Below are 22034 nucleotides of genomic sequence, written 5' to 3'. Positions count from 1 at the left end.
ACCCCACCGTCATTCCGGGGCAAGGCCAAAGGCCTTGAACCCGGAATCTCGACATTGTCTTGCGTCCATTCCTGGGAGCGTCGAGCTATTGACGCGCTGTAATCGATCGCCGCGCGTTCGATCTGGGCACGATCGAACCTTTGCGGTACGTGCGCGCACAGACCACTAAACCCGGATCACAAGTCTCATGTATTCTACCAAACTGCTTGTCGCCGCCCTGTTCGGCCTGCTCACCCTCTCGCCGGCGATCGCCGCCGAAGCCAAGCCCGATGCGTCGATCAAGACCAAGGCCGCCGAGGCCAGCGTCACGCTGAGTGCCGACATCAAGGCCGATCCGGCGCTCGCCGCGAATTGCCTCGCCGAAGGCCGCAAGTGGATGGACAAGCAGGCCGCGGACGCCGCCAAGGACTACAAGGCGGACAAGGAACTGTTCCGCGACGGCCCTTACACCTATGGCCGCGACTATTCGGTGCGTTCGATCGTCGCCGATCGCTATGTCAGCGTGCTGCGCAACGACTACATGGACACGCATGGCGCCCATCCCAACCGGACGGTCGACACCATCCTCTGGGACAAGGCCGCCGCCAAGCGCATCTCGATCCGCCCGTTCTTCAACGAGACCGCCGACAACGGTCCGACCATGACCGCGATCAGCAAGGCGATCATCGCCTCGCTGCGGGCAGAGAAGAAGGCGCGCGACGCCGGCGACACTGACGAGTGGTGGCTGAAGAGCGTCGAGCCGAAGCTGCTCGGCATTGGCGCCGTCACGCTCGCGCCCTCGACGCTGGCCGGCAAGAGCTCGGGCCTCACCTTCCACTATCCGCCCTACGCCGTAGGTTCCTATGCCGAGGGCGACTATGTCGCCTTGGTGCCCTGGGAAACGCTGAAGCCCTATCTCAGCACGGAGGGGCAGGCGATCTTCGGCGGCGCGAGGCCGAAGGGGGATGCGGAGGAGAACTAGCTGGCCGGGCCGCGCGCATCCGCTATAACGGGCGCATGTCCTCTCGTTCTCCTTCGCCAAATACCACGGCCTTGGCCGACGATATCAGCGCCGGCAGCCGCGCGGCGCTGGCGCGTGCGATCACCTTGGTCGAGAGCCGCCGCGCCGACCACCAGGCCGCCGCGCGGGAGCTGGTGCAGGCGCTGCTGCCACGGACGGGGCACGCGATCCGGGTCGGCATCACCGGCTCGCCCGGCGTCGGCAAGTCCACCACGATCGATGCGCTCGGCATGTATCTGATCGAACAGGGCCACAAGGTCGCGGTGCTCGCGGTCGACCCCTCGTCGGCGCGCACCGGCGGTTCGATCCTGGGCGACAAGACGCGGATGGCGCGATTGTCGCATCACGAGCACGCCTTCATCCGCCCCTCGCCATCGTCGGGCACGCTCGGCGGCGTCGCCGCCAAGACGCGCGAGGCGATGCTGCTGTGCGAGGCTGCGGGCTTCGACGTGATCCTGGTCGAGACGGTCGGCATCGGCCAGTCCGAAACCACGGTCTGCGACATGACCGATTTCTTCCTCGCCCTGATGCTGCCCGGCGGCGGCGACGAGCTGCAGGGCATCAAGAAGGGCCTGGTCGAGCTTGCCGACATGATCGCGATCAACAAGGCCGATGGCGACAACGTCAAGCGCGCCAACATCACCGCCGCCGACTATCGCGGCGCATTGCATCTGCTCAGCCCCCGCTCCGAGCACTGGCACCCACCGGTCGTGACCTATTCGGCGATATCAGGCACGGGCATCGCCGAGCTGTGGCAGAAGGTCCTGGATCATCGCAAGGCGATGATCGCCTCCGGGGAGTTCGCCGCGCGGCGGCGCGACCAGCAGGTGAAATGGATGTGGACCATGCTGGAGCAGCGGCTGATGGCGCGGCTGCGCACCGATCCGTCCGTCCGCGCGAAAGTGAAGAAGCTGGAGACCGACGTCGCCGAGGGCCGCGTCGCGCCGGCGCTCGCCGCCGAGCAGCTCGCGGAGATGCTGACATGAGCGAGCGGCCGCGCATCCTGATCACCGGATTCGGCCCGTTTCCCGGCGCGCCGTCCAATCCGACCATGCCGCTGGTGAAGCGGCTGTCGGAGCTGCGGCGGCCGGCGCTGGATGACGTCGCCATCAGCAGCCACATTTTTCACGTGACCTATGCGACCGTGGATCGCGAGCTGCCCGCCCTGATCGCCGAGCGGCGCCCGCATGCGCTCCTGATGTTCGGCCTCGCCGGGCGAACATCATACCTGCGCATCGAGACCCGCGCGCGCAATGCGATCACCACGACCTTCCCCGATGCCGATCGCCACGTCGCGCGCAAGGGCGTGATCGCGCCGGGCGCACATCCGGCGACGTTCGGTCCGCACATGGCGCGGCTGCTGCGCGCGGCGCGCGCCACCGGCATCGATGCCCGGGCCTCGCGCGATGCCGGCAGCTATCTCTGCAACTATCTGAGCTGGCGCGCGATCGAGGCGACCAAGGCCGCCGAAGGGCCGCGGGTCGCCGCCTTCATCCACATTCCTCCCTTGCCGCGTGCCGGCTCGGCGTTGCCGCACGGCAGTTCGCGCATCACGCTGGAGGGGCTGGTCGATGCCGGCGAAGCCATGCTGATGGAGCTGGTCAAGCTCGTGCGACAGGCGACCTGTCGCACGAGCTGACGTCGATAGTGGTATGACCGTATGACCGCTGACCGTCAGCGCTGTGTCAGATGCTCCAACGGCGCCGACCGCCAAATCCCCCGCCGATCAGGCGCAGCAGGAGCAGCAGGAGCAGCAGGACCACGGCGCCGATGAAGGCGTTAATGATCGCGGCGACCAGTCCGACGCCCAGATGGATTCCGAGCTGCGGCAACAGCCAGTTGCCGATGAAGGCGCCGACGAGACCGACGACCAGGTCGCCGATCAGGCCGAAACCGCCGCCCTCCATGACGCGGCCCGCGAGCCACCCGGCGACGATGCCGACGAACAGAATAACCAGTAGACTCTCATTGGACAGATGCATGACCCTCTCCTCGCCGATCCATTGCCGGAACAATGTCCGCGAGTCCCATTGGTTCCCTCGGGAGAGGCTCACCGGTTCGACGGGCAACCCATAGCCGGCGGCGATCTGACGTGAAGATTTAACCCTACCGCCAACAATCCCGGGCGCAGGCGCTCATCCTCAGCATCAGCATTGAGACTTTCAGCTTAAGTCGTGGCCGCACATCATCTTTTGCGCGAGACGCTGACCATGGATGTCAATCGCCGCCGCATTCTGGCTGGATCGGCTGCCGGCGCCGCCGGGGCATTGGCCCTGCCGGCGGATGCCGCACAGGCCGCCCCCTTGATCTCCGCGCTGGGGCGCGACGCCACACAGTATGGCGTCAAGCCCAACAGTCCCGACGACCAGACCCGCGCGCTGCAGCGTGCGATCGACGAGGCCGCCCGCGCGCAGGCGCCGCTGGCGCTGCCGCCAGGCACCTATAGGACCTCGATGCTGCGCCTCGCCAGGGGCAGCCACTTGGTCGGCGTCCGCGGCGCCACCAAGCTCGTCTTCACCGGCGGCGGCCCGTCGATGCTGTCAGCAGAAGGCGCTGACGGCATCGGCGTCAGCGGCATCGCGCTCGACGGCGGCGGCATCGCCCTGCCCCAGCGCCGCGGCCTGCTCCATGTCGCCGCTAGCCGCGACGCCCGTATCTCCGATTGCGAGATCACCCGCTCCGGCGGCAGCGGCATCTGGCTCGAGCAGGTCTCGGGCGACGTCAGCGGCAACGTGATCACCGACATCGCGGTCACCGCCATCGTGTCGTTCGACGCGCTCGGCCTGATCGTGTCGCGCAACACCATCAACGGCACAAGCGACAACGGCATCGAGATCCTGCGCACCGCGATCGGCGACGACGGCACGATGGTGCTCGACAATCGGATCGAGGACATCAAGGCTGGCCCCGGCGGCTCGGGCCAGTACGGCAACGCCATCAACGCCTTTCGCGCCGGCAACGTCATCATCAGCGGCAACCGCATCAGGAACTGCGACTACTCGGCAGTGCGCGGCAACTCCGCCTCGAACATCCAGATCACGGGCAACAGCGTCACCGACGTGCGCGAGGTCGCGCTCTATTCGGAATTCGCGTTCGAAGGCGCCGTGATCAGCGGCAACACGGTGGATGGCGCGGCGTTCGGCGTCTCCGTCTGCAACTTCAACGAGGGCGGCCGCATCGCGGTCGTCAGCGGCAACATCATCCGCAACCTGATTCCGAAGCGGCCGATCGGCACCGCGCCCGACGACGATGCCGGAATCGGCATCTATGTCGAGGCGGACTCCTCGGTGACCGGGAATGTGGTCGAGAATGCCCCGTCCTACGGCATCGTCGCCGGCTGGGGCCGCTATCTCAGGGATGTCGTGATCTCCGGCAACGTCATCCGCAACGCGCTGGCGGGCGTCGGCGTGTCCGTCGTTCCGGGCGCGGGCACGGCGCTTGTGAGCAACAACATGATCTCGGGCACGCCCCGTGGCGCCGTGATCGGGCTCGATCACGTCAAGCCGGTGACATCGGACCTGACGCGCGACGGGACGCAAGGTTATGCGCAGCTCTTGGTCAGCGGCAACGCGGTGCGACGAAGCTGAGCCGCCGCTTCAAATCGGCCGAGCGCTCGGCCTCACTTGTGTGATCGCGACGCCGGTGATCGCCAGCAGCCCGCCCGCAATCAGCTTCGGTGTCATCCGCTCGTCCAGGAACAATACGCTCGAGATCAAGGCGAACACCGGAAGCAGCAGGCTGAACGGTGCGACGCGGCTCATGGAGTAGCGGGCGATCAACCAGAACCAGACGCCAAACCCGACAATTCCGCCGATGAAGACCGTGTAGGCGAGCGCCAGCCATCCGCGTTCATCCGCCGCGGCAAGGCTCGCCACCTGGCCATATTCGAGGAACGACGACATGACCATGACTTGCGGCACGGTGAGCAGCGATGACCATCCCATCAGCATCAGCGGTTCAAAAGGGCCGTAGCGCTTGGTCAGGACGTTGGACACCGCGAATGCGAAGGCTGCGCCAACCACCAGCAGCAGCGGGAGCACGTTTGCCGTCAGACCCGGCTCGGCCGCCAGCACGACCACGCCGGCGAATGCAAGCCCTACTCCAGCGCATGTGGAGAGGGACGGCTTCTCCGCCAGCAGCGGCCACGCCAACAGGACGGTGAAGGGCGTGGCGAGTTGATAGGCGACGGCAGACATGCTTCCCGAGCCGAGCCCAAGACCAACATAGAACAGCCCGAAGTTCAGGCCGCCCAGGAAAACGGAAATGACTGCGATGTGACCGAGCTGTTGACGCGTCGGCCTTTTGACGAACGGAACGAGCAGCAGCGCGATGGCCAGAAATCGAAGCGCGAGAAAGAACAGCGGCGGAAACTCCGTCACCCCCACTTTGATGACGACGAACTGGTAACCCCACAGCAAGGGAACGGCCACCGAGCAGAGAATCTGGACGATGGTCATGGCATTCTCCATTTAAGGACTGATCGGTCCAGATATAGGCGACTCGAAAGCAAGGCGCTCAACGGTCTCTATCGAATGAAGCGGTCGAGAAGCGCGTCAACGGTGGCTTGCGATGTGATCGGCGTCGGCCCCGTCTTGCCGACCACGCGCAGCCCCTCAACGAAACAGACGAGAATTCGCGCGGCACTCGAAGGTTCGACACCCTCGGCCAGCTTGCCCGCCATCTTCGCGCGGGACAGTGCATCCGCCACCCGGACCTCCATGGCCTTGAAGAAACTCGCGATGCGCCGACCAACTTCGGCGTCCTGGCCAGCAAGCTCCATGGCTGTCGCCACCAGCAGGCAGCCGCGCCGACCCTTGGCCCCGCAGGTGCGGTCGACGTAGCCGGCAAGATAGGCCCGCAGGCCGTCGACCGGCTCCCTGCTTGGGTCGAGCTCGGTATCCATCCGGGCCAGGGCATCGGCGATGTAACGGTCAAGCGCGAGCAGGAACAGCGAGTGTTTGTCACCGAACGCGGCGTAGAGGCTGCCACGCGAGAGCTTCGTCGCCTGAAGAAGATCAGGCAGCGCCGTCGCGTGATAGCCACGCGACCAAAACACACCCATTGCCCGCTCGACAGCGGCGTCCATGTCGAAACTTCGCGGGCGCCCACGCGGCAACTGCATCGGAGTCTGGCGGCTCATCACCGATATATGGACCATTCGGTCTTGAAATCAAGTGACCAGATTGAGGGCGGCTTGCGGCCCCCTTGGCTGCGATGCGGTTTGGGTCTGGAGCTCGCCCTGCGCCTAGAACGCGACCGCCAGCGCGGGATAGCGGCGCTCGATGGCGTCGAGATCGACCACCGGCTCGTCATACTCGGCGTCGGATTGAATGCCGATGCTCAAAGCCTGCTCCAGGGCGAACATGTCGATGCGGGGCGGCTCCGGCGCGATGGCATCTTCGGACACATAGTCGGGTTCGATGACGTCGTCCGGTTCCAGATCATTCGCCGCCAGCTCGATCTCGGGCTCGACGATGATCTCGGACTCCGCAAGGATGGTTTCGAGCGAGGGCGGAAGCGCGATGGGGCGCCGCTCGATGGGATGATTCTCGTGGAGACGGAGTTTGATCGGCTCCGGCTCGGCGGGGCGCACGGGAGCGGGTGGCGCAGCCACCATCGCAGCCGGCCGCTGGCTCGGCACGATGCTCACCTGCTCGGGCTCGGCGCGGGATAGCGCCTGCCAGGTCTGCACCGCGGCCTTGGCGTGCCGGATATCGTCGAGGAGCGACTGCTCGGTGTAGTAGCGGCGCCAGCGGCCGCTCTGGAACAGCTCGGTCAGATGGTCCAGGCGCCTTTCGGCAAGCGCGCACCAGCGCGCAGCCAGTTCGCGGCTGCAAGTCACGTCCGGTCGATGTGTCATGGGGGAGCCCGTGAGATAAGGGGACGGACGCACTCGGCACGAATCAACGCAACGTGACGTGAATATTTTGTGGAAAAGGTTAACAAAGTCTAGCTAATGCCATGTTGTTTGGCGGCCAAACCGTAGTCGTGCGGAAATTTTCTCCGTGTTTTTTCGGAATCCGGCCTAGTGCAGCCACGCGAGCGCGGCCAACGACATCGCCTGACAACCCGAAGATGTGCCCATCGGGCGGGCGAACACTGCCGGATATCAATATCGCCGGGATTTGACCTGGCCCAGAAATGGAAGACCCGTCCGGGGGGACAACCGGACGGGTCGAGCCATATGGGCGCTTGGGGTGGATGGGCGCTCGCGCCGTATATAGCCTTGGGGAGGGGATCACCGCTCCCACATGCTTTCTGTCGTGACCGCCCCGCTGCACGTTCAAAACGAGCGGGAGAATTTCGGAACGTTCACGAAAACGTTGGCGTCATTGCTGCGCCGGCCGAAGCGTGTCGCCGGCTGGAGATGCCTCGGTCACCGCGGCCGGCGCCGGACGCAACTCGCGGGCCGCCGCGGGCTCCGTTTGCAGCCCCGCGGAAGGCACAGCAGCAGCAGGCGCATCCTGCGGCGAGACCACGGCCTGGACCGCCGCCAACGCATCCGCCTCCCCTGCCCCGAACAGATCGTCGCGTCCGGGGGTCCCGAGATCGCGCGCGGTCCCGGTCAGCACGGTCCGCACCGTTTCCGGCTTCAACGCCGGATTGCGCTCCAGCACCAGCGCCGCAAGCCCGCTGACATAGGCCGCGGAAAACGAGGTGCCCGAGATGATCTGATATTTTCCGTCCGGCGCCGGCAGGAAGATCTCGGCGCCGGGCGCGGCCAGCGCGATGTAATTGCCGCGGTTCGACGCCGGCAGCAACTGATCCCTGTCATCGGTCGCACTGACGGCGATGACGTTCGGATTGCCCGCAGGATACAGCGGCGGCGACTTGGCCCCGGCATTGCCGGCCGCGGCGACCATCACGACGCCCTTGGAAGCGACGGCCGCGATCGCGCGCTCGATCACCGCATCTTTCGGGCCGGCGAAGCTCATGTTGACGATCTGCGCGCCGTGCAGGGCCGCGTAGTCCAGCGCCTTCAGGATCACATAGGAGCTGCTCTCCGGCCCGCCGCCTTTCTTGGCCATGCCGAAGGCGCGGATGGCGATGATGCGTGCATAGGGCGCGCTGCCCATCAACCGCTTGTGCGACACGATCACGCCGGCGATGCCGGTGCCGTGCGCATGCGGCCCCTCGTCACCGCCGAGCGCGTCGAATGCGTCGAACGAGGCGTCGGCGAATTCCGGGTGCTTGAGATCGATCCCGGAATCGATCACTGCGATGGTGACATTGGAGCCCTGGGCCAGCCTGTGCGCTTCCGGCAGCCGCAGCTTCGCCAGCGCGTATTGCGCCGGATCGCCCTCGACAGGCGGCGCACTCTGCTGCTGCAGCGTATAGCGGTAGTTCGGCTGCACCGAACGCACCCTGGCATCTGCCGCGAGCGCACGGCTGACCGCCTGCACCGAGCGGCGATCGGTGATCCTGAACAGACCGATGGTGGCGCCGATCAGCGGAAAGCGCTGCGAGCTGATGCGCTGCAGGCCATGGCGGCGCGCCAGCGCGTCGGCCTGGTCGATCGAGAGACCGTCATCGATCTCGGCGACGATCTCGTTGGCGACGGTCCGCGGGTCGACCGCGGCCGCAGCTTTCGGCTCGCCGCGCTGCGTCACCTTGGCGGACCTGCCTTTGTCCAATCTTCCTTGGGACCGCCGGCCCTGCCCGTCCCCCGTCACCGACCGGCGGTCGAGACATTCACCCGACACGCTGCGATCCGCCGGGTTGCAGGACGCCTGCAGGTTCGGTGCAAATCGCGCATTGGGCAAGGTCGGGCGCAAGGCCATCCCGGTCGGCGGCGGCACACGCATCGCGGTGCCCGGGTTGATGCTCGGCACCCGGCTCGGGATGTTGATGTTGGGCGAACGCATCATCGCCTGGGCATGGGCACTGAGGTCGCCACCGGCGAAAGCAGGCATTGCGACGACAATCAGTATCGCGACCGATCTGGCGAACTGTAGCGGCGAAGTGGACGACATGGAGCCTCCGAATGACGTTCGGACGGCGCGGGCCTATTGCGCGGCCACCGCGAGGCTGACGATCTTCTCTCGCGCCAGACGGCCGATCAGGCTGTCGGCCTCGGCCTTCGACAGCGGCCGATCGCCGAGTTGCAGCTTGAACAGGCCGCCTCTGGCGCCCTCGACGATCAACGCCTGGTAGCTGTCGAGCAACGCGGAGATGTCGGCCATGCGCGCATCCGGCGCGAACCGCACCAGCGCATAGGCGGGCGCGGTCGATCCGGCGACCTGCGATCCAAGGCCGCGGATCAGCGGAGCGGCCGGGGCCGGTGCTTCGGCCATCCGCGAACGCGTCATGCTCTCGGGCGTCCGCTCCGCCGGGGCTGGCGCAGCAGCGCTCGGTGGCGGCGGCGGCGCGGCCATCGGTTTGCTCGCGGGCTCGGGAGCTGCGTTCTTGTCCTCGACCGAGGCGGTCTGATAGGTCGCGGTCTGCGAGCGCATCAGCACGGCGCCGATCACGCCGGCCTGCGCCAGTACCAGAAGCGCGCCGAGGCTGACGGTCCACGCCAAGGTCTGCGGCGACAAGCTGTCGAAGAAATCCATCAGCCGCGCGCTGAAGCCGCGCGGCGCGGCAGGCTTCTGCACCGGATCCGCCTCGATCGCCGCGAACAGCTTCTGCATCGCGCGCATCGAGGGCGCGCCGAGGCTTTCGTTCAGCGCGATGGTCTCGGCATATTCCTTCTGGATCTCCGCATATTGCCTGGCGAGATCGGCGTCGTGGGCAAGCACCTCCTCGACCCGGCGCATGTCGCGCGCGTTCAGGGTGCCGGCGGCGTACCACGGCAGCAGGAGTTCGATCTCTCCGGGCTCTTGCTCCAGCATCTTGCTCAAAGCCATCATGGCCAGCCTCTTTCAATGCCGGCCGCTTTCAGGAGTTCGGCCAATTTCTTGCGCGCATAGAACAGGCGCGTCTTGACGGTGTTTTCCGGAATTCCGACGATCTCGGCCACCTCCTCCACGGACTTCTCGTGGTAGTAGACGAGATCGACGATCTCCCGGTGATCAGGCGAAAGCGCCGTCAGGCACTTGCGCAATGCTTCGCCGGTATTCTTCTTCTGGACCGCGACCTCCGGATCGTCGGAGGTATCCTCGATCGCGTTCGCGGCCTCGTCTTCCAGCTCAACGTCCTTCCGGCGCCGAAGTGCCGACAGGGCCTTGAACCGCGTGATCGCCAGGAGCCAGGTGGAGACGGCAGAACGGCCTTCGAACTTGCCGGCCTGACGCCACACGTCGAGAAAGACCTCGCTGATGAGGTCTTCCGCGACCTGCTCGTCCCGCACGAGCCGGAGCCCGAAACGGTACACCCTGACATGGTGCCGTCCGTACAGCACCTGCATGGCGAGCCGGTCGCCTTGAGCGATCCGGGCAATCAGGGTTTCATCTGACGCCGCTGCTGTCACGCTCAATGGCCGTCTCGCAAGATTGGTCTGGAGGATTGACGTCGCGGTTCGAATACAACCGCAAAAATCTTCAAAATACCGGAAAGATACGTCCCGAAATGTGAGTTGGCGCACAGACTTGCAGATTTCGCTGCAGCGCCCAGGTCGATCGCGACCAACGGGTTCCCGCCTACCATGTTCCGCCCGTTCCCGCCAACTGCGCGTCCTGAAAGCCGTAGATTCCCCGTCGCAGCACGACGCCGGCGGCCTCTTCGTCCATGCCCATAGATACCAAAGTTAAATGCTTTCCCACGTAGATTTTGAGCCAACGACGAAGAATCGCGAGCACATGGGCACGACGGCACCGCCTTTTCCCAGTCCGAATGTCGCTGAGGCCGGGGACGCGCAGCCGTCTCCGTCCAGCGACCTGCGCGCGCGTCGTGCCGGGCGGCGCCGGCAGATGCTGGCGCTGGTCGCAGGATGCTACCTGATCGACGCCGTCATCCTGCTGATCTACGCCAAGGCGGGCACCGTCCCGGTCACGATCGCGCCAGCCTACGCAGCGATCGGCGTTCTCACCGTCGCGCTGTGGACCGCTTTGTCGGAGAGCGGCTTCAACGACCGTTTCCGCGACCACTACCTCGTGGTGCCGCAATCGCTCGCCAGCATGATGATCACGGTCGCGTTCTGCTACATCGCGCCCGAAGTCAGCATCCTGTTCCTGTGCACGCTGTACATCGTCGTCGCCTTCGCCTCGCTGCGCGCGACGCCGCGCCAGAGCGCGATCTGCTGGACGTTCCTCGCGATCGGGCTGGCGGGATTGTTCCTGCTCACCGACAAGCCGCTCGGCATGCCGCACGACAGCGGCCTCGAGCGGCTCGCGACGCTCCTGGTCTTCCTCCTCACCATCGCCGGCTGCATGTTCCTCGGCATCTTCTCCAGCGCGCTGCGCGAGACGCTTTACCAGCGCGGACAGAAGCTCAAGGAAGCCTATCGCCGCATCGAGGAGCTGGCCGAGATCGACGAGCTCACCGGCGCGCTGAACCGGCGCTCGATCATGGATGTGCTGGACGAGGAGATGGCGCAGGCGCGGCAGGGCGGCCAGCCCTGCTCGGTCGTGCTGATCGATCTCGACTGGTTCAAGCGCATCAACGACACGCATGGTCATCCGACCGGCGACGACGTTCTGCGCACCTTCGCCATCACGATCTTCGCCAACATTCGCGGCAGCGACCGCTTCGGCCGCTACGGCGGCGAGGAATTCCTGCTGGTGCTGCCGGGCGCGCCGGCGGACGCCGCCGCGCGGCTCGCCGAACGATTGCGCCAGATCATCGCCGGCCTCGACTGGAGTGCGTTCTCGACCGGCCTGCAGGTCACGTTCTCGGCCGGCGTGGCCGCCCCGCGCGGCGACGAGACCGCCGATTCGCTGCTCGCCCGGGCCGATCGGGCGCTCTACGACTCGAAGGCGCAGGGCCGCAATCGCGTCACCAGCGCCTGAGCCATCCCGGCATGCCCCCGAAACCCACCCCGAACGAAAGCCTGCTCGACGAGCTCGAGGACACGCTCGCGCACGGCACCGTCGCGCGGCGGGTCGAGACCCTGCGCAAGGTGACGGACCTGCTCGTCGACGGCGCGACGGACTTCGCCGATGACCAGGTCGCGCTGTTCGACGACGTATTCGAATGCCTGATCGACCACATCGAGATCTCGGCCCGCGCCCTGCTCGCGCGCCGGCTTGCGCCGCTTGCGTCGGCGCCGCCGCGGACGCTGCACCGGCTGGCCGATGACGACGCCATCGATGTCGCAGGCCCCGTGCTGTCGAAGTCGGAACGGATCGATGAGGCCGCGCTGATCCGCACAGCCGAGACCAAGAGCCAGGCGCATCTGCTCGCGATCTCGCTCCGGCGCGTGCTCAGCCACGCCGTCACCGACATCCTGCTCAGGCGCGGCAACGACGAGGTCGTTCACAGCACCGTCAGCAATCCCGGCGCCGACGTCTCGGGGACCAGCCTCGACACGCTGGTCGATCGCGCCGCGCTGGACGAAAACCTCGCCGCGTGCCTCGCCATGCGGCCCAATCTGCCGCGCCACCTCTATCTGAAGCTGGTCGCCAAGGCGTCTGCCACGGTCCGCACGCGGCTCGAGGCGGCAAATCCGAAGCTCGCGCAGGAGGTTTCCTCGGCGGTGCGCATGGCGGGCCGGCGGGCGCGATCGAGCGCGGTGGCGCTGACCAGCCAGACCGAGATCGCGCACGCGCTGGTGCGCTCGCTGCATGCCGAGGGCCGGCTCGACGACCGTCTCGTCGTGCAGTTCACCGAGCAGCGCAAGTTCGACGAGGCCAATGCCGCCGTCGCGGCCATGGCCAACGTGCCGGTCGCGGTCGCCGAAAGCATCATGATCGAAAGCCGCGCCGAGGGCGTGATGATCCTTGCCAAGGTCGCAGGGCTGTCCTGGCCGACGGTGAAGTCGATCATCCTGATGCGCGATGAGCTCGCCACCACCGCGCCGGCCGATCTCGACGCCTGCAAGGCGACCTATGAGCGGCTCCGGCGGTCCACCGCGCAGCAGGTGCTGCGCTTCCACCGCGTGCAGGACGCCGCGGCGCCGATGCAGGCGTAGTCGCGACCTCGCTCGTCGCGCAGCCCCCTCAATAGCGCAGGACCCTTGCGCCGATGAGCGCGCCGAGCCCGGCCACGATCAGCGCGGCCACCGTGTACCAGGTGGCCACGAACAGCGGCGAATCGTCGGTGCAATGCGCGGCATAGAGCGTCGCGGCGATGCCCGCCGCGACCAGCCCGGCGATCGCGCCCGTCATCGCCGGACGCGACGGCGCGCCATGGCGCAGGCCGAACAGCGCGGCGGCCAGCAGCGGCAGCGACAGCACGGGAATGGCGCTCATGCACACCATCGAATTGTGGCCAACCAGCCGCGCCATCATCGGCGTGCGCTGCGGCAGCATCATCTCCGCCGCCATGCCGCCGATGAGGACGACGATCGGCGCGATCAGCAGCCAGCTCCAGCCCTGCAGCGAGGCTTCGGGGCGCGACAGATGCAGGCCGATGATCAGCGCCGGGATCGCCAGCGCCGTGGTGACGACGAACTTCAGGTCGAAGAACGGATTGCGCACCGCGAGCCAGATGTCCGGCCGGACGCCGAGGCCGATGAGCAGCATCGCGGTCGATACCGGCGTCGCCGCCATCAGGGCCAGCGCCAGCACGATGCCGACCGGCTGCGCGCGCTGCGCATTGTCGGCCGCGAGGGTGCGGATGAGCTGATCGGTGTCCATGGTCAGGTATCCCGTAGCTTGGCCGTGAGGCTTGCGAGCGCCCGGTGCAGCGCCACCCGCACCGCGCCCTCGCTCATCGAAAACTTCTCTGCGGTCTGCTTGATCGAGGCGGCCTCGACCGCGATCGACTGCAGCACGTCGCGCTGGCGCTGCGGCAACGTCTTCAGCTGCGCCTCGACCTCGCTGGCCGAGACGGTGGGCGCCGCCGGCGCGTCGGCCAGCGTCTCCGAAAAATCGTCGATGTCGACGAACACCCGCCGGCCGCGCCGGCGCAGCATGTCGATCAGCTTGTTGCGCGCGATCGCGAACAGCCAGGGCGCGAACGGCGCGTCGACGTCCCAGGTGTGCCGCTTCAGGTGAACCGCCAACAGAATTTCCTGCACGATGTCCTCGGCCTGGTCGGGGGGCTGGCCGGCGCGCGCCAACCCCCGCCGTGATGCTGCGCGCAACACCGGCGTGATCGCCCTCAGCAGGCGATGATAGGCCTCGTCGTCACCGGCGACGGCCTGGCGCATCCAGCCCGTCCACTCGTCGTCACGCTCGCGCAACTCCGCTCCACCCCCAGCAATTCGCCCGAAACACTCAGTTTGTTACTCTCGCTCCATCCTCATCACTAATTCGTGATGAAGACATTGGCCTCGGAACCATCCGAGTTACGCCACACCGAGAGCACGCCACCGGGCAAGTCTTGGAACCGCTCCATAGCACCGAATCGCGAGGTGCATGATCGGGTTTGATGGGCCGCTCGCAAAGTGCGGCGGCGCCCAGCTTTTGCCGTGAGCGGCAGGAAGATACCCATTTTCTGCCCCGTTCTCGACATCTGTCGGGGTCTCACTCCGGCTTGGGCTGGCGGGATGGGGAGAAGGCCGACGATGACGATCCAAGCCAGTGGACGTTCAGCATTGATCATTGCCGCCGCGTTCGTTCTGGGCCTCGTTGGCACTGGATTCGCGCGCGCGGCCGAACAGCAGAGCTACAGTCCGTTCTTGCCGGTGGGGTCCGAGAGCGCTCCGGCGGCGAAGCAGGACGGCTTCCCGGCGCCGCTGCCGGCCGAAGCCCAGGCTCAGGCCGCACCTGCGGCGCAAGCGGCCGACGCCGCGCCGAGCGATGCGCCGGCGGCCTCGGACGTCACCGTGAACATGGTCACGGTCAGCAATGACGACAGCTCCGGCTGGGACAAGGCCTCGATCATCGGCAAGATCTTCATCGCCTGCGGCACCCTGCTCACCCTGGGCTCGGCGGCGCGGATGTTCATGATCTGAGGCGCAGCGCGGCGCCGCACCTACTTGATGCGCATCGATCCAGCGGGCACATTGCCCGCTGTTTTGATTTCTCGGGGTGGGATCATGAGCGTCTACGAGCACATCATCGTCGAAGGCCAAGGCGCGGTCGGTGTCATCACCCTGAACCGGCCGAAGATGCTCAACGCGCTGTCGTTCGGCGTCTTCCGCGAGATCGCCGCCGCCGTGGATGATCTCGAGGCCGACGACGCCATCGGCTGCATCGTGATCACCGGCAGCGAGAAAGCGTTCGCCGCCGGCGCCGACATCAAGGAGATGCAGCCGAAGAGCTTCATCGACATGTTCTCGAGCGACTTCACCGCGATCGGCGGCGACCGCGTCGCGCGCTGCCGCAAGCCGACCATTGCCGCGGTCGCGGGCTACGCGCTCGGCGGCGGCTGCGAGCTTGCGATGATGTGCGACTTCATCATCGCCGCCGATACCGCGAAATTCGGCCAGCCCGAGATCACGCTCGGCACCATTCCGGGCATCGGCGGCACCCAGCGCCTGACGCGCGCGATCGGCAAGGCCAAGGCGATGGACCTCTGCCTCACCGGCCGCATGATGGATGCGGCCGAGGCCGAACGCTCCGGCCTCGTCAGCCGCATCGTGCCGGCCGACAGGCTGATGGACGAGGTGATGGCTGCGGCCGAGAAGATCGCGGCGATGTCGCGCCCGGCGGCGGCGATGGCCAAGGAGGCCGTCAACCGCGCCTTCGAGACCCCGCTCTCCGAAGGCATGAATGTCGAGCGCAACCTGTTCCACGCCACCTTCGCGCTGGAGGACCGCGCCGAGGGCATGGCTGCCTTCATCGAGAAGCGCAAGCCGGTGAACAAGAACCGGTGAGATTGCTGCGGGTCACTCGCAGCTGAACGAATCGATCTGCCTCTGATGTCCACGGGTGCCCCTCACCCGCCTACCGAGCGCGTATCCGTGCGGCCATGTCGCAGCACTGCGACAAACGGTCTGTGGCGAGCACGACACAACAAACCATGGAAAAGCCTGCCGGATTCCACATCCGCGGTTTGTGTGTGGCCGCCATCCGCCCTAAACAGGTAAACAACTGGTTAAGACAGTGGGACGCGGCGGAGTCGGATGGTGGGTCGAGCCAAGGAATTTGGCGTCGGCGAGGTGCGTGCGCGAAGGATCGGCCTCGGCCTGACCCTCGCGGCCAGCCTCGTCGTCTGCTCGCCTGTGCGCGCCGAGGATCTCGCGGCCGCGCTCGCGAAAGCCTATCAGACCAACCCGGCGCTCAATGCCGAGCGCGCGCGCCAGCGCGCCACCGACGAGAACGTGCCGCAGGCGCTGGCCGGCTATCGTCCGCAACTGATCGCGAGCCTCGGCGCCGGCCTGCAGGCCGTGCGCAACCTGCTCCCCAACAACACGATCCAGACCGCGACATTGAAGCCCTGGACCATCGGCGTGACCGTCACGCAGACGCTGTTCAACGGCTTCCGCACCGCCAACAGCGTGCGCATGGCGGAGCTGCAGGTGCAGTCCGGCCGCGAGGCGCTGCGCAATGTCGGCCAGGGCGTGCTGCTCGACGCCGTCACCGCCTACACCAACGTGCTCGCCAACCAGTCGCTGGTCGAGGCACAACGCTCCAACGTCGCCTTCCTGCGCGAGACGCTCTCCGTCACGCAGCGCCGCCTCAATGCCGGCGACGTCACGCCGACCGACGCCTCGCAGGCCGAGGCGCGGCTGTCGCGCGGCCTGTCCGATCTCAACGCCGCCGAGGTCAACCTCGCCATCAGCCAGGCGACCTATGCCCAGGTCATCGGCATGGCGCCAGGCCAGCTGCGCGCGGCCGACCCGATCGATCGCCTGCTGCCGCGCAGCCGCGAGGACGCGATTGCGCTCGGCAACAAGGAAAATCCGGCCGTGGCTGCGGCGAGCTTCGACGTCGACGCGGCCTCGACCTCGATCAAGGTCGCCGAGGGCGCGCTGCTGCCGAGCGTGACCCTGCAGGGCGGTGTCAGCCGCAGCCGCGATTCGGATCAGACGCTGGGCACCTTCGGCACCGACCAGGCCTCGATCGTCGGCAGCGTCACCGCGCCGATCTATGACGGCGGCACGGCGGCGTCGCAGACCCGCCAGAGCAAGGAGCTCGCGGCGCAGAGCCGCCTCGTGCTCGACCAGGTCCGCAACCAGGCGCGCACCGCGGTGGTCAGCGCCTGGGTCGCCAATGAAGGCGCCAAGGTCGCCGTCAGCGCCTCCGAGGCCGAGGTGAAGGCCGCCACCGTCGCGCTGCAAGGCGTCTCGCGCGAGGCCCAGGGCGGCCAGCGCACGACCGTCGACGTGCTGAACTCGCAGGCCGACCTGATCCAGGCCAAGGCGCGGCTGATCGGCGCCCAGCGCGACCGCGTCATCGCCTCCTACACGCTGCTCAGCGCGATCGGCCGGCTCGACGTCAAGAACCTCAACCTGAACACGCCGGACTATCTGCCCGAGGTTCACTACCACCAGGTGCGCGACGCCTGGCACGGCCTGCGCACGCCCTCGGGGCAGTAGCGCGCGACGAGACCCGCGCGAGCGCCGGCCTCATCCCATCCTGTCGATACGCCGTATGACATAAGCCGAAGATACTAATAGGCCTTGGGATCGCCGCTGTCGCTCGGATGCGCGAACGCCTTCTGCAGCGCGGATGTCATCGGGAAGTTGAAGTTGACGCCTTTCGGCGGCACCGGCGCCATGAACCATTTGGCGTACAAGGCCGCGATCTCCGGGCTCGTATAGAGCTTCGTGGCGGCGCGGTCGACGACGGCCTTGAAGGCCGGATCGTCCTTGCGCAGCATGATCCCATAGGGCTCCGGCATCGAGAACTGATCGGTCGAGATCACGAAGTCCGACGGCGTCTTCGCGCTGGCCACCAGGCCCGCGAGCAGGATGTCGTCCATCACATAGGCGTCGGCGCGACCGTTCTCGACCATCAGAAAACCTTCGGCATTGTCCTTGGCCGTCAGCACGTTCATGCCGAGCTGGCGCGCCGTGTTGGCCTCGAAGAGCTGCTTGATGTTGGTGGTACCCGATGTCGAGGCGACGGTCTTGCCCTTGAGGTCGTCGATGGTCTTGAGGCCGCTCGCGGCCTTGGCGACGAAGCGGTTGGCGGTGAGGAAATAGGTCGGCGAGAACGACACCAGCCGCTGGCGCTCGATGTTGTTGGTGGTCGAGGCGCATTCGAGATCGATGGTGCCGTTGGCGATCAGCGGAATGCGGGTCGCCGACGACACCGGCGTGAGCTTCACCTCCAGCCTGTCGAGCGTCAGCGTCGCCTTGATCTCGTCTACGATCCTGTTGCAGATGTCGAGCGCGAAGCCGAGCGGCTTCTGGTTGTCGTCGATGTAGGAGAACGGCAGCGAGGTTTCGCGGTAGCCGATCGTGATCGCGCCGGTCTCCTTGATCTTCTGCAAGGTGCCGGTCAGCTCCTCCGCGAAGGCGGGTGCGGCCAGCACCGCTGCAACCAGAGCGTACGCGACGAGACGTGCCTTCTTCATGGGTTTCTCTTCCCGTTGGATGCGAGTTCCCTCGCAGAAGCAAGGACTGCGCCAGGGAAAGGCGTCTCGTCCACGAGGCCATCGAGGCCTCGTCCGTCAGGCGAACGATGTCCCCCCGGGCTGGCACCCCGCACCGATTCACCGCACAATGCGTGCACGTCAGGACGGAGGCGCGCATGCTGTTCATGGTGATCGAACGTTTCAAGGACCGCGATCCGATCCCGGTCTATCGGCGTGTCCGCAATCCCGGCATCACGTTTCCCGACGGGCTGAAATATCTCGGCAGCTGGATCGAACCCAATTTCGACCGCTGCTTCCAATTGATGGAATGCGACGACGCCCGATTGCTGCAGCAATGGATTCTCTCCAATGCTCGCGACACCGGCATGACGTTCGAGATCGTGCCGGTGGTGACGAGCGCTGAGACGCGCGAGGTTGTGGCGCCGTTTCTGGACGAGGCGTGAACGGCGGAGAAGTCCGCGTAAGGTGGGCAAAGCAGCAGGCGGCTGCGTGCACGCCGTTTTTCCACGAACTCATCAGCAGGATGATGGGCACGGCGCCACGATGATCTCGAACGTGGAGACAGCGCGGCTGCGCCTTTGCGCACCCTACTGAATGCCCTACCCATCGAACGAAAACAGCTCGATCGGATCGTTGAATCCGCGCACCGGGAATTCGCCGACGCGCTCCAGCGCGAACGGGCCTTCGACGAGCTCGGCGAAATCGCGCGACAGCAGCACCGGCCGGCCCACCTGCTTGGTCAGCGCCTCCATGCGCGAGGCCATGTTGACCGCGGGGCCGATGACGGTGAAATCCAGCCGGGTGCGCGAGCCGATATTGCCGTACATGACGTCGCCGACATGGACACCGATGCCGTAGTTCAGCGGCGCGCGGCCGGTCTCGCCGTTGCGCGCGTTCAGCTCGGTCATCGCCTTGCGGGCGCCGCTCACGGCGTGCAGCAGGTTGGCGCAGGCAGCGGGCTCGGTGAGCGGAAAGATCGCCAGCAGGCCGTCGCCGATGAACTTCAGGATCTCGCCGCCGTGCTGCGTGATCGGCTCCACCATGGCATCGAAATAGCTGTTGAGCAGATCGATGACGTCGTCGCGCGGCCAGTTGTCGGAGATGCGGGTGAAGTCCCGGAGGTCGCAGATCATGATGGCGGCGCGCACCGTGGTGCCGCTGCCGCGCCGGGTGGCGCCGGCCAGCACCATCTCGCCGGCATGCGGCCCGACATAGGTTTCGAGCAGGGTCCGCGCCAGCCGGTTCTTGATGCGGATCTCGCTGACCAGCGCCAGCACCGGCACGAGCCTGATCAGCGCGTCGATGTGCGCCTGGTCGAAACCGCCGCGCCGGTCGGTCGCGAAGGTGACGATGTGGCGCTTGCCGAGCGTGTGATACATCGGCCATGCGACATAGTCGGTCAGGCCCTGCGCCCGCATCTCGTCATAGATCGCGTGCCGACGGCCGAGCTCGGGGTCGCGCGCGAGGTTCTCGCGGATCTCCTCGACGCCCTCATGGATTTCGCTGGCGGGACTGCCGATATATTCGGAGCGCTCCCGGACGTCGTAGTCGACGCGGGCGATGTCGGCGCCCTGCATGCCGTCGCTCCACAGCATGCGCGCGCCGAGCCACTGCGGATGATTGATCTGGACGTGCAGCGAGGCCCGCTTCACCGGAATGCCGGCGCGCTGCAGCCGGTTGCACATCTGCCCGAAGATGTTGTCGATGAAGCGCTCGTCGCGGGTGCCGTTGGTGAGCCAGTCCACGACCTCGTCGCCCAGGCGTCGGCCGGCAACGGGATGGGTGTCTGTTGCGGTCATGGCGGTCTCCTGGCAGGTCGGCGGCGCGACCCAGGAGATGTCGTGCCGCAATGCGAAAGAGTCAATCGACGTCATCGCATCGCGGCCCACCCGGATGGGCAGGATGCGCCAGCTCCGCATCGGATCGCCGAGACGCCTCGCGCAGATGGGGCGGATGCTGCACACCCGCCCCGTCGGCTCACATCACAGGATCAGAAGTGGACGACCGTCCGCAGGCCGAGCACCACCGCATTGCCGGTCTTCACGCCGGCGGCGTTGAAGCCGCGTCCGCCCGGATTGATGACATACTGGGCGTCGAACTTCAGGTTCATCCAGCCGGTCGCCTGCCAGCCATACCAGGCCTCGATCGGCACCTCGTTGCCGCCGGCATTCGGCGTCAGCGCCGCCGAGTTGACATGCGTCGTGCCGACCGCGAAGCCGACCTCGTCGTCGGGACGGAACGAGAAGGTGCCGGTGTGCTTGACGCCCCAGGAGATCTGGTAGTCCTGATACGAGGTGCGGTGATCGGCGACGCTGGTGTTGAGGAAGGTGTACCAGCCCTGCGCCTTGGGACCCTCGACCGTCAGCCGCTGCAGGATCGATTCATAGAAGCCGTAGCGGCCGCGCTGGCTGCTGAGATTCTGATCTCCCACGCCGGGACCACCGGGGACGACGGCGACGATGCCGGGCAAGCCGCCGTCGATCGTCGACGCGCTGTCATACCAGCCGCCGAAGCGCCAGGTGCCGTTCAGCGGACCGCTCGGCTCCCACACCACTTCCACCGGCACCAGCACGCCCGAGGCGGGAGTGGAGCGCGGAATGCCCGGCGCGAGGTAGACGCCGGCGTCCGACGTCGTCAGATAGTTCGGATTGGCGTCGTAGACGCCGACCGACAGCTTCCATTCCTTGGTGAAGTTGTAGTGCACGACGCCGGCCCACTGGCTCACCGGCCAGTTGTAGATGTAGCCGCCCTGGATGTTGCCCGGCTGGCCGCCGCAGAAGGTCAGGTTGATGAACTCGCACTGGCCGAAGAAGAAGTCGGAGCCGACCGGCAGCCGGCCGCCCTTGAGCACGAGGCGGTCGTCGAACAGCTTCTGCTGATAGTAGAATTCGGTGAGGCGCAGGATGTTGCCGCGGCCGAACACCTCGTTGGTCAGTTGCAGCGCCGGAATGCCGGCCTCGCTGTTGAGATTCTTGCCGAAGCGATCGACCAGCGTCACGCCGATCATGCCGCCCTGGATGCCGGCGAGCTTGGCCATGTCGAACTTGGCTTCGAACCACAATTGCCCGGCATTGGCCGCGGTGTTGCGCGAGCCACCCGACAGATTGGTGACGGCTTCGTCGCCGAGCGTGAGCGCGAGCGAGATGCCTTGCTCCTTCAGCCTGGTCCGGCCGAGATCGCCGAACAGATACGGCCGCGTCCAGAAATCATCGACACCCGCATAGGGAATCGGCGGCGCCTTCATCGGCAGATCGGCCGCGACCGCACCACCGCCACCCAACAAACAAGACAAAGCAACCCCTACGCCGCACATGCGCGCGGTCGTCGCAAACCCACTCATTTTTCCTGCTCCTCGCAGCGTCCCCAGGCTCTGGATGTTGTTCTGTCGCGTCCGGCCCAGAGCCTCCGTCCCGGCACGCGCTTCCCCACGGCTCAATCCCGGCCGCCGCTCATTCGAGGAGCGATTTCGTCAACCTGAGATTGGATGGCAATCCTAGCAAGCACCAGGGCGCCCTTGAATAGTCATATTATATTTGGGAGTCGGTATAACCGTAACTGTGAC

The 22034-nt window shown here is 66.4% G+C and carries 22 protein-coding genes; 10 read left to right on the top strand and 12 right to left on the bottom strand.

Going from position 1 to position 22034, the window contains the following annotated elements; all coding sequences use genetic code 11:
- Positions 1 to 187 precede the first annotated feature (187 nt).
- From QX124_RS22890 to QX124_RS22880, 3 genes are read left to right on the top strand one after another with little or no spacing between them, the layout of a single operon-like run.
- Positions 188 to 961, top strand: coding sequence for an RsiV family protein (locus tag QX124_RS22890; RefSeq protein WP_315798354.1), 774 nt, complete (start codon positions 188 to 190; stop codon positions 959 to 961).
- A 35-nt stretch (positions 962 to 996) separates the two neighbouring features.
- On the top strand, positions 997 to 1986 hold the full coding sequence (gene meaB, locus QX124_RS22885; protein ID WP_315739882.1) for a methylmalonyl Co-A mutase-associated GTPase MeaB: 990 nt from the start codon (positions 997 to 999) through the stop codon (positions 1984 to 1986).
- Positions 1983 to 2639, top strand: a complete 657-nt coding sequence (locus QX124_RS22880; protein ID WP_315798353.1) for a pyroglutamyl-peptidase I — start codon at positions 1983 to 1985, stop codon at positions 2637 to 2639. The genes meaB and QX124_RS22880 overlap by 4 nt, the downstream gene beginning before the upstream one ends.
- Before the next feature lie 46 nt (positions 2640 to 2685).
- Here QX124_RS22880 and QX124_RS22875 read toward each other — a convergent pair whose 3' ends face one another.
- A complete protein-coding gene (locus QX124_RS22875) occupies positions 2686 to 2982 on the bottom strand; it encodes a GlsB/YeaQ/YmgE family stress response membrane protein (protein ID WP_315798352.1) in 297 nt (98 codons plus the stop codon).
- A gap of 228 nt (positions 2983 to 3210) precedes the next feature.
- Here QX124_RS22875 and QX124_RS22870 point away from each other — a divergent pair, with 228 nt between their 5' ends.
- A complete protein-coding gene (locus QX124_RS22870; RefSeq protein WP_315798351.1) occupies positions 3211 to 4587 on the top strand; it encodes a TIGR03808 family TAT-translocated repetitive protein in 1377 nt (458 codons plus the stop codon).
- Positions 4588 to 4596: 9 nt separating this feature from the next.
- Here the strand turns inward: QX124_RS22870 and QX124_RS22865 are convergent, their stop codons facing one another.
- From QX124_RS22865 to QX124_RS22840, 6 genes are all read right to left on the bottom strand, one after another.
- Positions 4597 to 5457, bottom strand: coding sequence for a DMT family transporter (locus tag QX124_RS22865; RefSeq protein ID WP_315777538.1), 861 nt, complete (start codon positions 5455 to 5457; stop codon positions 4597 to 4599).
- Between the two features lie 68 nt (positions 5458 to 5525).
- Complete coding sequence (locus tag QX124_RS22860; protein WP_315770663.1) at positions 5526 to 6122, bottom strand: TetR/AcrR family transcriptional regulator; 597 nt, start codon at positions 6120 to 6122, stop codon at positions 5526 to 5528.
- Between the two features lie 123 nt (positions 6123 to 6245).
- Positions 6246 to 6860, bottom strand: coding sequence for a TIGR03809 family protein (locus QX124_RS22855; protein WP_409997736.1), 615 nt, complete (start codon positions 6858 to 6860; stop codon positions 6246 to 6248).
- A 469-nt stretch (positions 6861 to 7329) separates the two neighbouring features.
- Positions 7330 to 8973, bottom strand: a complete 1644-nt coding sequence (locus QX124_RS22850) for a S8 family serine peptidase (RefSeq protein WP_315798350.1) — start codon at positions 8971 to 8973, stop codon at positions 7330 to 7332.
- Between the two features lie 33 nt (positions 8974 to 9006).
- Positions 9007 to 9852, bottom strand: a complete 846-nt coding sequence (locus QX124_RS22845; protein WP_315785081.1) for a hypothetical protein — start codon at positions 9850 to 9852, stop codon at positions 9007 to 9009.
- Entirely contained in the window at positions 9849 to 10418 is a 570-nt protein-coding gene (locus QX124_RS22840; protein ID WP_008961196.1) for a sigma-70 family RNA polymerase sigma factor, read from the bottom strand. The genes QX124_RS22845 and QX124_RS22840 overlap by 4 nt, the downstream gene beginning before the upstream one ends.
- Positions 10419 to 10740: 322 nt before the next feature.
- Here QX124_RS22840 and QX124_RS22835 point away from each other — a divergent pair, with 322 nt between their 5' ends.
- Both QX124_RS22835 and QX124_RS22830 read left to right on the top strand, forming a co-directional pair.
- Entirely contained in the window at positions 10741 to 11889 is a 1149-nt protein-coding gene (locus QX124_RS22835) for a GGDEF domain-containing protein (protein WP_315739890.1), read from the top strand.
- Positions 11890 to 11900: 11 nt separating this feature from the next.
- The gene (locus QX124_RS22830; protein WP_315798349.1) at positions 11901 to 13010 is read left to right on the top strand and encodes a DUF2336 domain-containing protein; all 1110 of its coding nucleotides are present in this window, start codon (positions 11901 to 11903) and stop codon (positions 13008 to 13010) included.
- Positions 13011 to 13038: 28 nt separating this feature from the next.
- Here the strand turns inward: QX124_RS22830 and QX124_RS22825 are convergent, their stop codons facing one another.
- Both QX124_RS22825 and QX124_RS22820 read right to left on the bottom strand, forming a co-directional pair.
- Positions 13039 to 13677 (bottom strand): DUF1109 domain-containing protein, encoded by a 639-nt coding sequence (locus QX124_RS22825; RefSeq protein WP_315798348.1) that lies wholly within the window; start codon positions 13675 to 13677, stop codon positions 13039 to 13041.
- A 2-nt stretch (positions 13678 to 13679) separates the two neighbouring features.
- Positions 13680 to 14225, bottom strand: coding sequence for a sigma-70 family RNA polymerase sigma factor (locus QX124_RS22820; RefSeq protein WP_315798347.1), 546 nt, complete (start codon positions 14223 to 14225; stop codon positions 13680 to 13682).
- A 324-nt stretch (positions 14226 to 14549) separates the two neighbouring features.
- On the opposite strand from QX124_RS22820, the gene QX124_RS22815 reads away from it, so the two are divergent.
- The 3 genes from QX124_RS22815 (at position 14550) to QX124_RS22805 (ending at position 17468) form a co-directional block, all read left to right on the top strand.
- Positions 14550 to 14939, top strand: coding sequence for a hypothetical protein (locus tag QX124_RS22815; RefSeq protein WP_315756518.1), 390 nt, complete (start codon positions 14550 to 14552; stop codon positions 14937 to 14939).
- A gap of 84 nt (positions 14940 to 15023) precedes the next feature.
- Positions 15024 to 15803 (top strand): enoyl-CoA hydratase, encoded by a 780-nt coding sequence (locus tag QX124_RS22810; RefSeq protein WP_315798346.1) that lies wholly within the window; start codon positions 15024 to 15026, stop codon positions 15801 to 15803.
- Positions 15804 to 16052: 249 nt separating this feature from the next.
- Positions 16053 to 17468, top strand: coding sequence for a TolC family outer membrane protein (locus tag QX124_RS22805; RefSeq protein ID WP_315739896.1), 1416 nt, complete (start codon positions 16053 to 16055; stop codon positions 17466 to 17468).
- A 74-nt stretch (positions 17469 to 17542) separates the two neighbouring features.
- On the opposite strand, the gene QX124_RS22800 is transcribed toward QX124_RS22805, so the two are convergent.
- Complete coding sequence (locus QX124_RS22800; protein WP_315770475.1) at positions 17543 to 18451, bottom strand: amino acid ABC transporter substrate-binding protein; 909 nt, start codon at positions 18449 to 18451, stop codon at positions 17543 to 17545.
- Positions 18452 to 18627: 176 nt separating this feature from the next.
- On the opposite strand from QX124_RS22800, the gene QX124_RS22795 reads away from it, so the two are divergent.
- A complete protein-coding gene (locus QX124_RS22795) occupies positions 18628 to 18915 on the top strand; it encodes a DUF3303 domain-containing protein (RefSeq protein WP_315798345.1) in 288 nt (95 codons plus the stop codon).
- 156 nt (positions 18916 to 19071) lie between these two features.
- On the opposite strand, the gene QX124_RS22790 is transcribed toward QX124_RS22795, so the two are convergent.
- Positions 19072 to 20271, bottom strand: a complete 1200-nt coding sequence (locus tag QX124_RS22790) for an adenylate/guanylate cyclase domain-containing protein (RefSeq protein WP_315798344.1) — start codon at positions 20269 to 20271, stop codon at positions 19072 to 19074.
- Positions 20272 to 20462: 191 nt separating this feature from the next.
- Positions 20463 to 21812: a carbohydrate porin gene (locus QX124_RS22785; RefSeq protein WP_315739900.1), complete on the bottom strand. Its 1350-nt coding sequence runs from the start codon at positions 21810 to 21812 to the stop codon at positions 20463 to 20465.
- Between the last annotated feature and the right edge of the window lie 222 nt (positions 21813 to 22034).

The sequence above is a fragment of the Bradyrhizobium sp. SZCCHNRI3043 genome (genome assembly GCF_032377735.1).
Classification (GTDB): Bacteria; Pseudomonadota; Alphaproteobacteria; order Rhizobiales; family Xanthobacteraceae; genus Bradyrhizobium.
The sequence above is the reverse complement of the archived record's forward strand: the minus strand, read 5'-3'. Positions and strand labels throughout refer to the sequence as shown.

What these genes read in the sequence shown, in the direction of transcription:
- QX124_RS22890 (WP_315798354.1), top strand. Translation starts at nt 188, where the DNA reads ATGTATTCTACCAAACTGCTTGTCGCCGCCCTGTTCGGCCTGCTCACC.
- meaB (WP_315739882.1), top strand. Translation starts at nt 997, where the DNA reads ATGTCCTCTCGTTCTCCTTCGCCAAATACCACGGCCTTGGCCGACGAT.
- QX124_RS22880 (WP_315798353.1), top strand. Translation starts at nt 1,983, where the DNA reads ATGAGCGAGCGGCCGCGCATCCTGATCACCGGATTCGGCCCGTTTCCC.
- QX124_RS22875 (WP_315798352.1), bottom strand. Translation starts at nt 2,982, where the DNA reads ATGCATCTGTCCAATGAGAGTCTACTGGTTATTCTGTTCGTCGGCATC.
- QX124_RS22870 (WP_315798351.1), top strand. Translation starts at nt 3,211, where the DNA reads ATGGATGTCAATCGCCGCCGCATTCTGGCTGGATCGGCTGCCGGCGCC.
- QX124_RS22865 (WP_315777538.1), bottom strand. Translation starts at nt 5,457, where the DNA reads ATGACCATCGTCCAGATTCTCTGCTCGGTGGCCGTTCCCTTGCTGTGG.
- QX124_RS22860 (WP_315770663.1), bottom strand. Translation starts at nt 6,122, where the DNA reads ATGCAGTTGCCGCGTGGGCGCCCGCGAAGTTTCGACATGGACGCCGCT.
- QX124_RS22855 (WP_409997736.1), bottom strand. Translation starts at nt 6,860, where the DNA reads ATGACACATCGACCGGACGTGACTTGCAGCCGCGAACTGGCTGCGCGC.
- QX124_RS22850 (WP_315798350.1), bottom strand. Translation starts at nt 8,973, where the DNA reads ATGTCGTCCACTTCGCCGCTACAGTTCGCCAGATCGGTCGCGATACTG.
- QX124_RS22845 (WP_315785081.1), bottom strand. Translation starts at nt 9,852, where the DNA reads ATGATGGCTTTGAGCAAGATGCTGGAGCAAGAGCCCGGAGAGATCGAA.
- QX124_RS22835 (WP_315739890.1), top strand. Translation starts at nt 10,741, where the DNA reads ATGGGCACGACGGCACCGCCTTTTCCCAGTCCGAATGTCGCTGAGGCC.
- QX124_RS22830 (WP_315798349.1), top strand. Translation starts at nt 11,901, where the DNA reads ATGCCCCCGAAACCCACCCCGAACGAAAGCCTGCTCGACGAGCTCGAG.
- QX124_RS22825 (WP_315798348.1), bottom strand. Translation starts at nt 13,677, where the DNA reads ATGGACACCGATCAGCTCATCCGCACCCTCGCGGCCGACAATGCGCAG.
- QX124_RS22815 (WP_315756518.1), top strand. Translation starts at nt 14,550, where the DNA reads ATGACGATCCAAGCCAGTGGACGTTCAGCATTGATCATTGCCGCCGCG.
- QX124_RS22810 (WP_315798346.1), top strand. Translation starts at nt 15,024, where the DNA reads ATGAGCGTCTACGAGCACATCATCGTCGAAGGCCAAGGCGCGGTCGGT.
- QX124_RS22805 (WP_315739896.1), top strand. Translation starts at nt 16,053, where the DNA reads ATGGTGGGTCGAGCCAAGGAATTTGGCGTCGGCGAGGTGCGTGCGCGA.
- QX124_RS22800 (WP_315770475.1), bottom strand. Translation starts at nt 18,451, where the DNA reads ATGAAGAAGGCACGTCTCGTCGCGTACGCTCTGGTTGCAGCGGTGCTG.
- QX124_RS22795 (WP_315798345.1), top strand. Translation starts at nt 18,628, where the DNA reads ATGCTGTTCATGGTGATCGAACGTTTCAAGGACCGCGATCCGATCCCG.
- QX124_RS22790 (WP_315798344.1), bottom strand. Translation starts at nt 20,271, where the DNA reads ATGACCGCAACAGACACCCATCCCGTTGCCGGCCGACGCCTGGGCGAC.
- QX124_RS22785 (WP_315739900.1), bottom strand. Translation starts at nt 21,812, where the DNA reads ATGAGTGGGTTTGCGACGACCGCGCGCATGTGCGGCGTAGGGGTTGCT.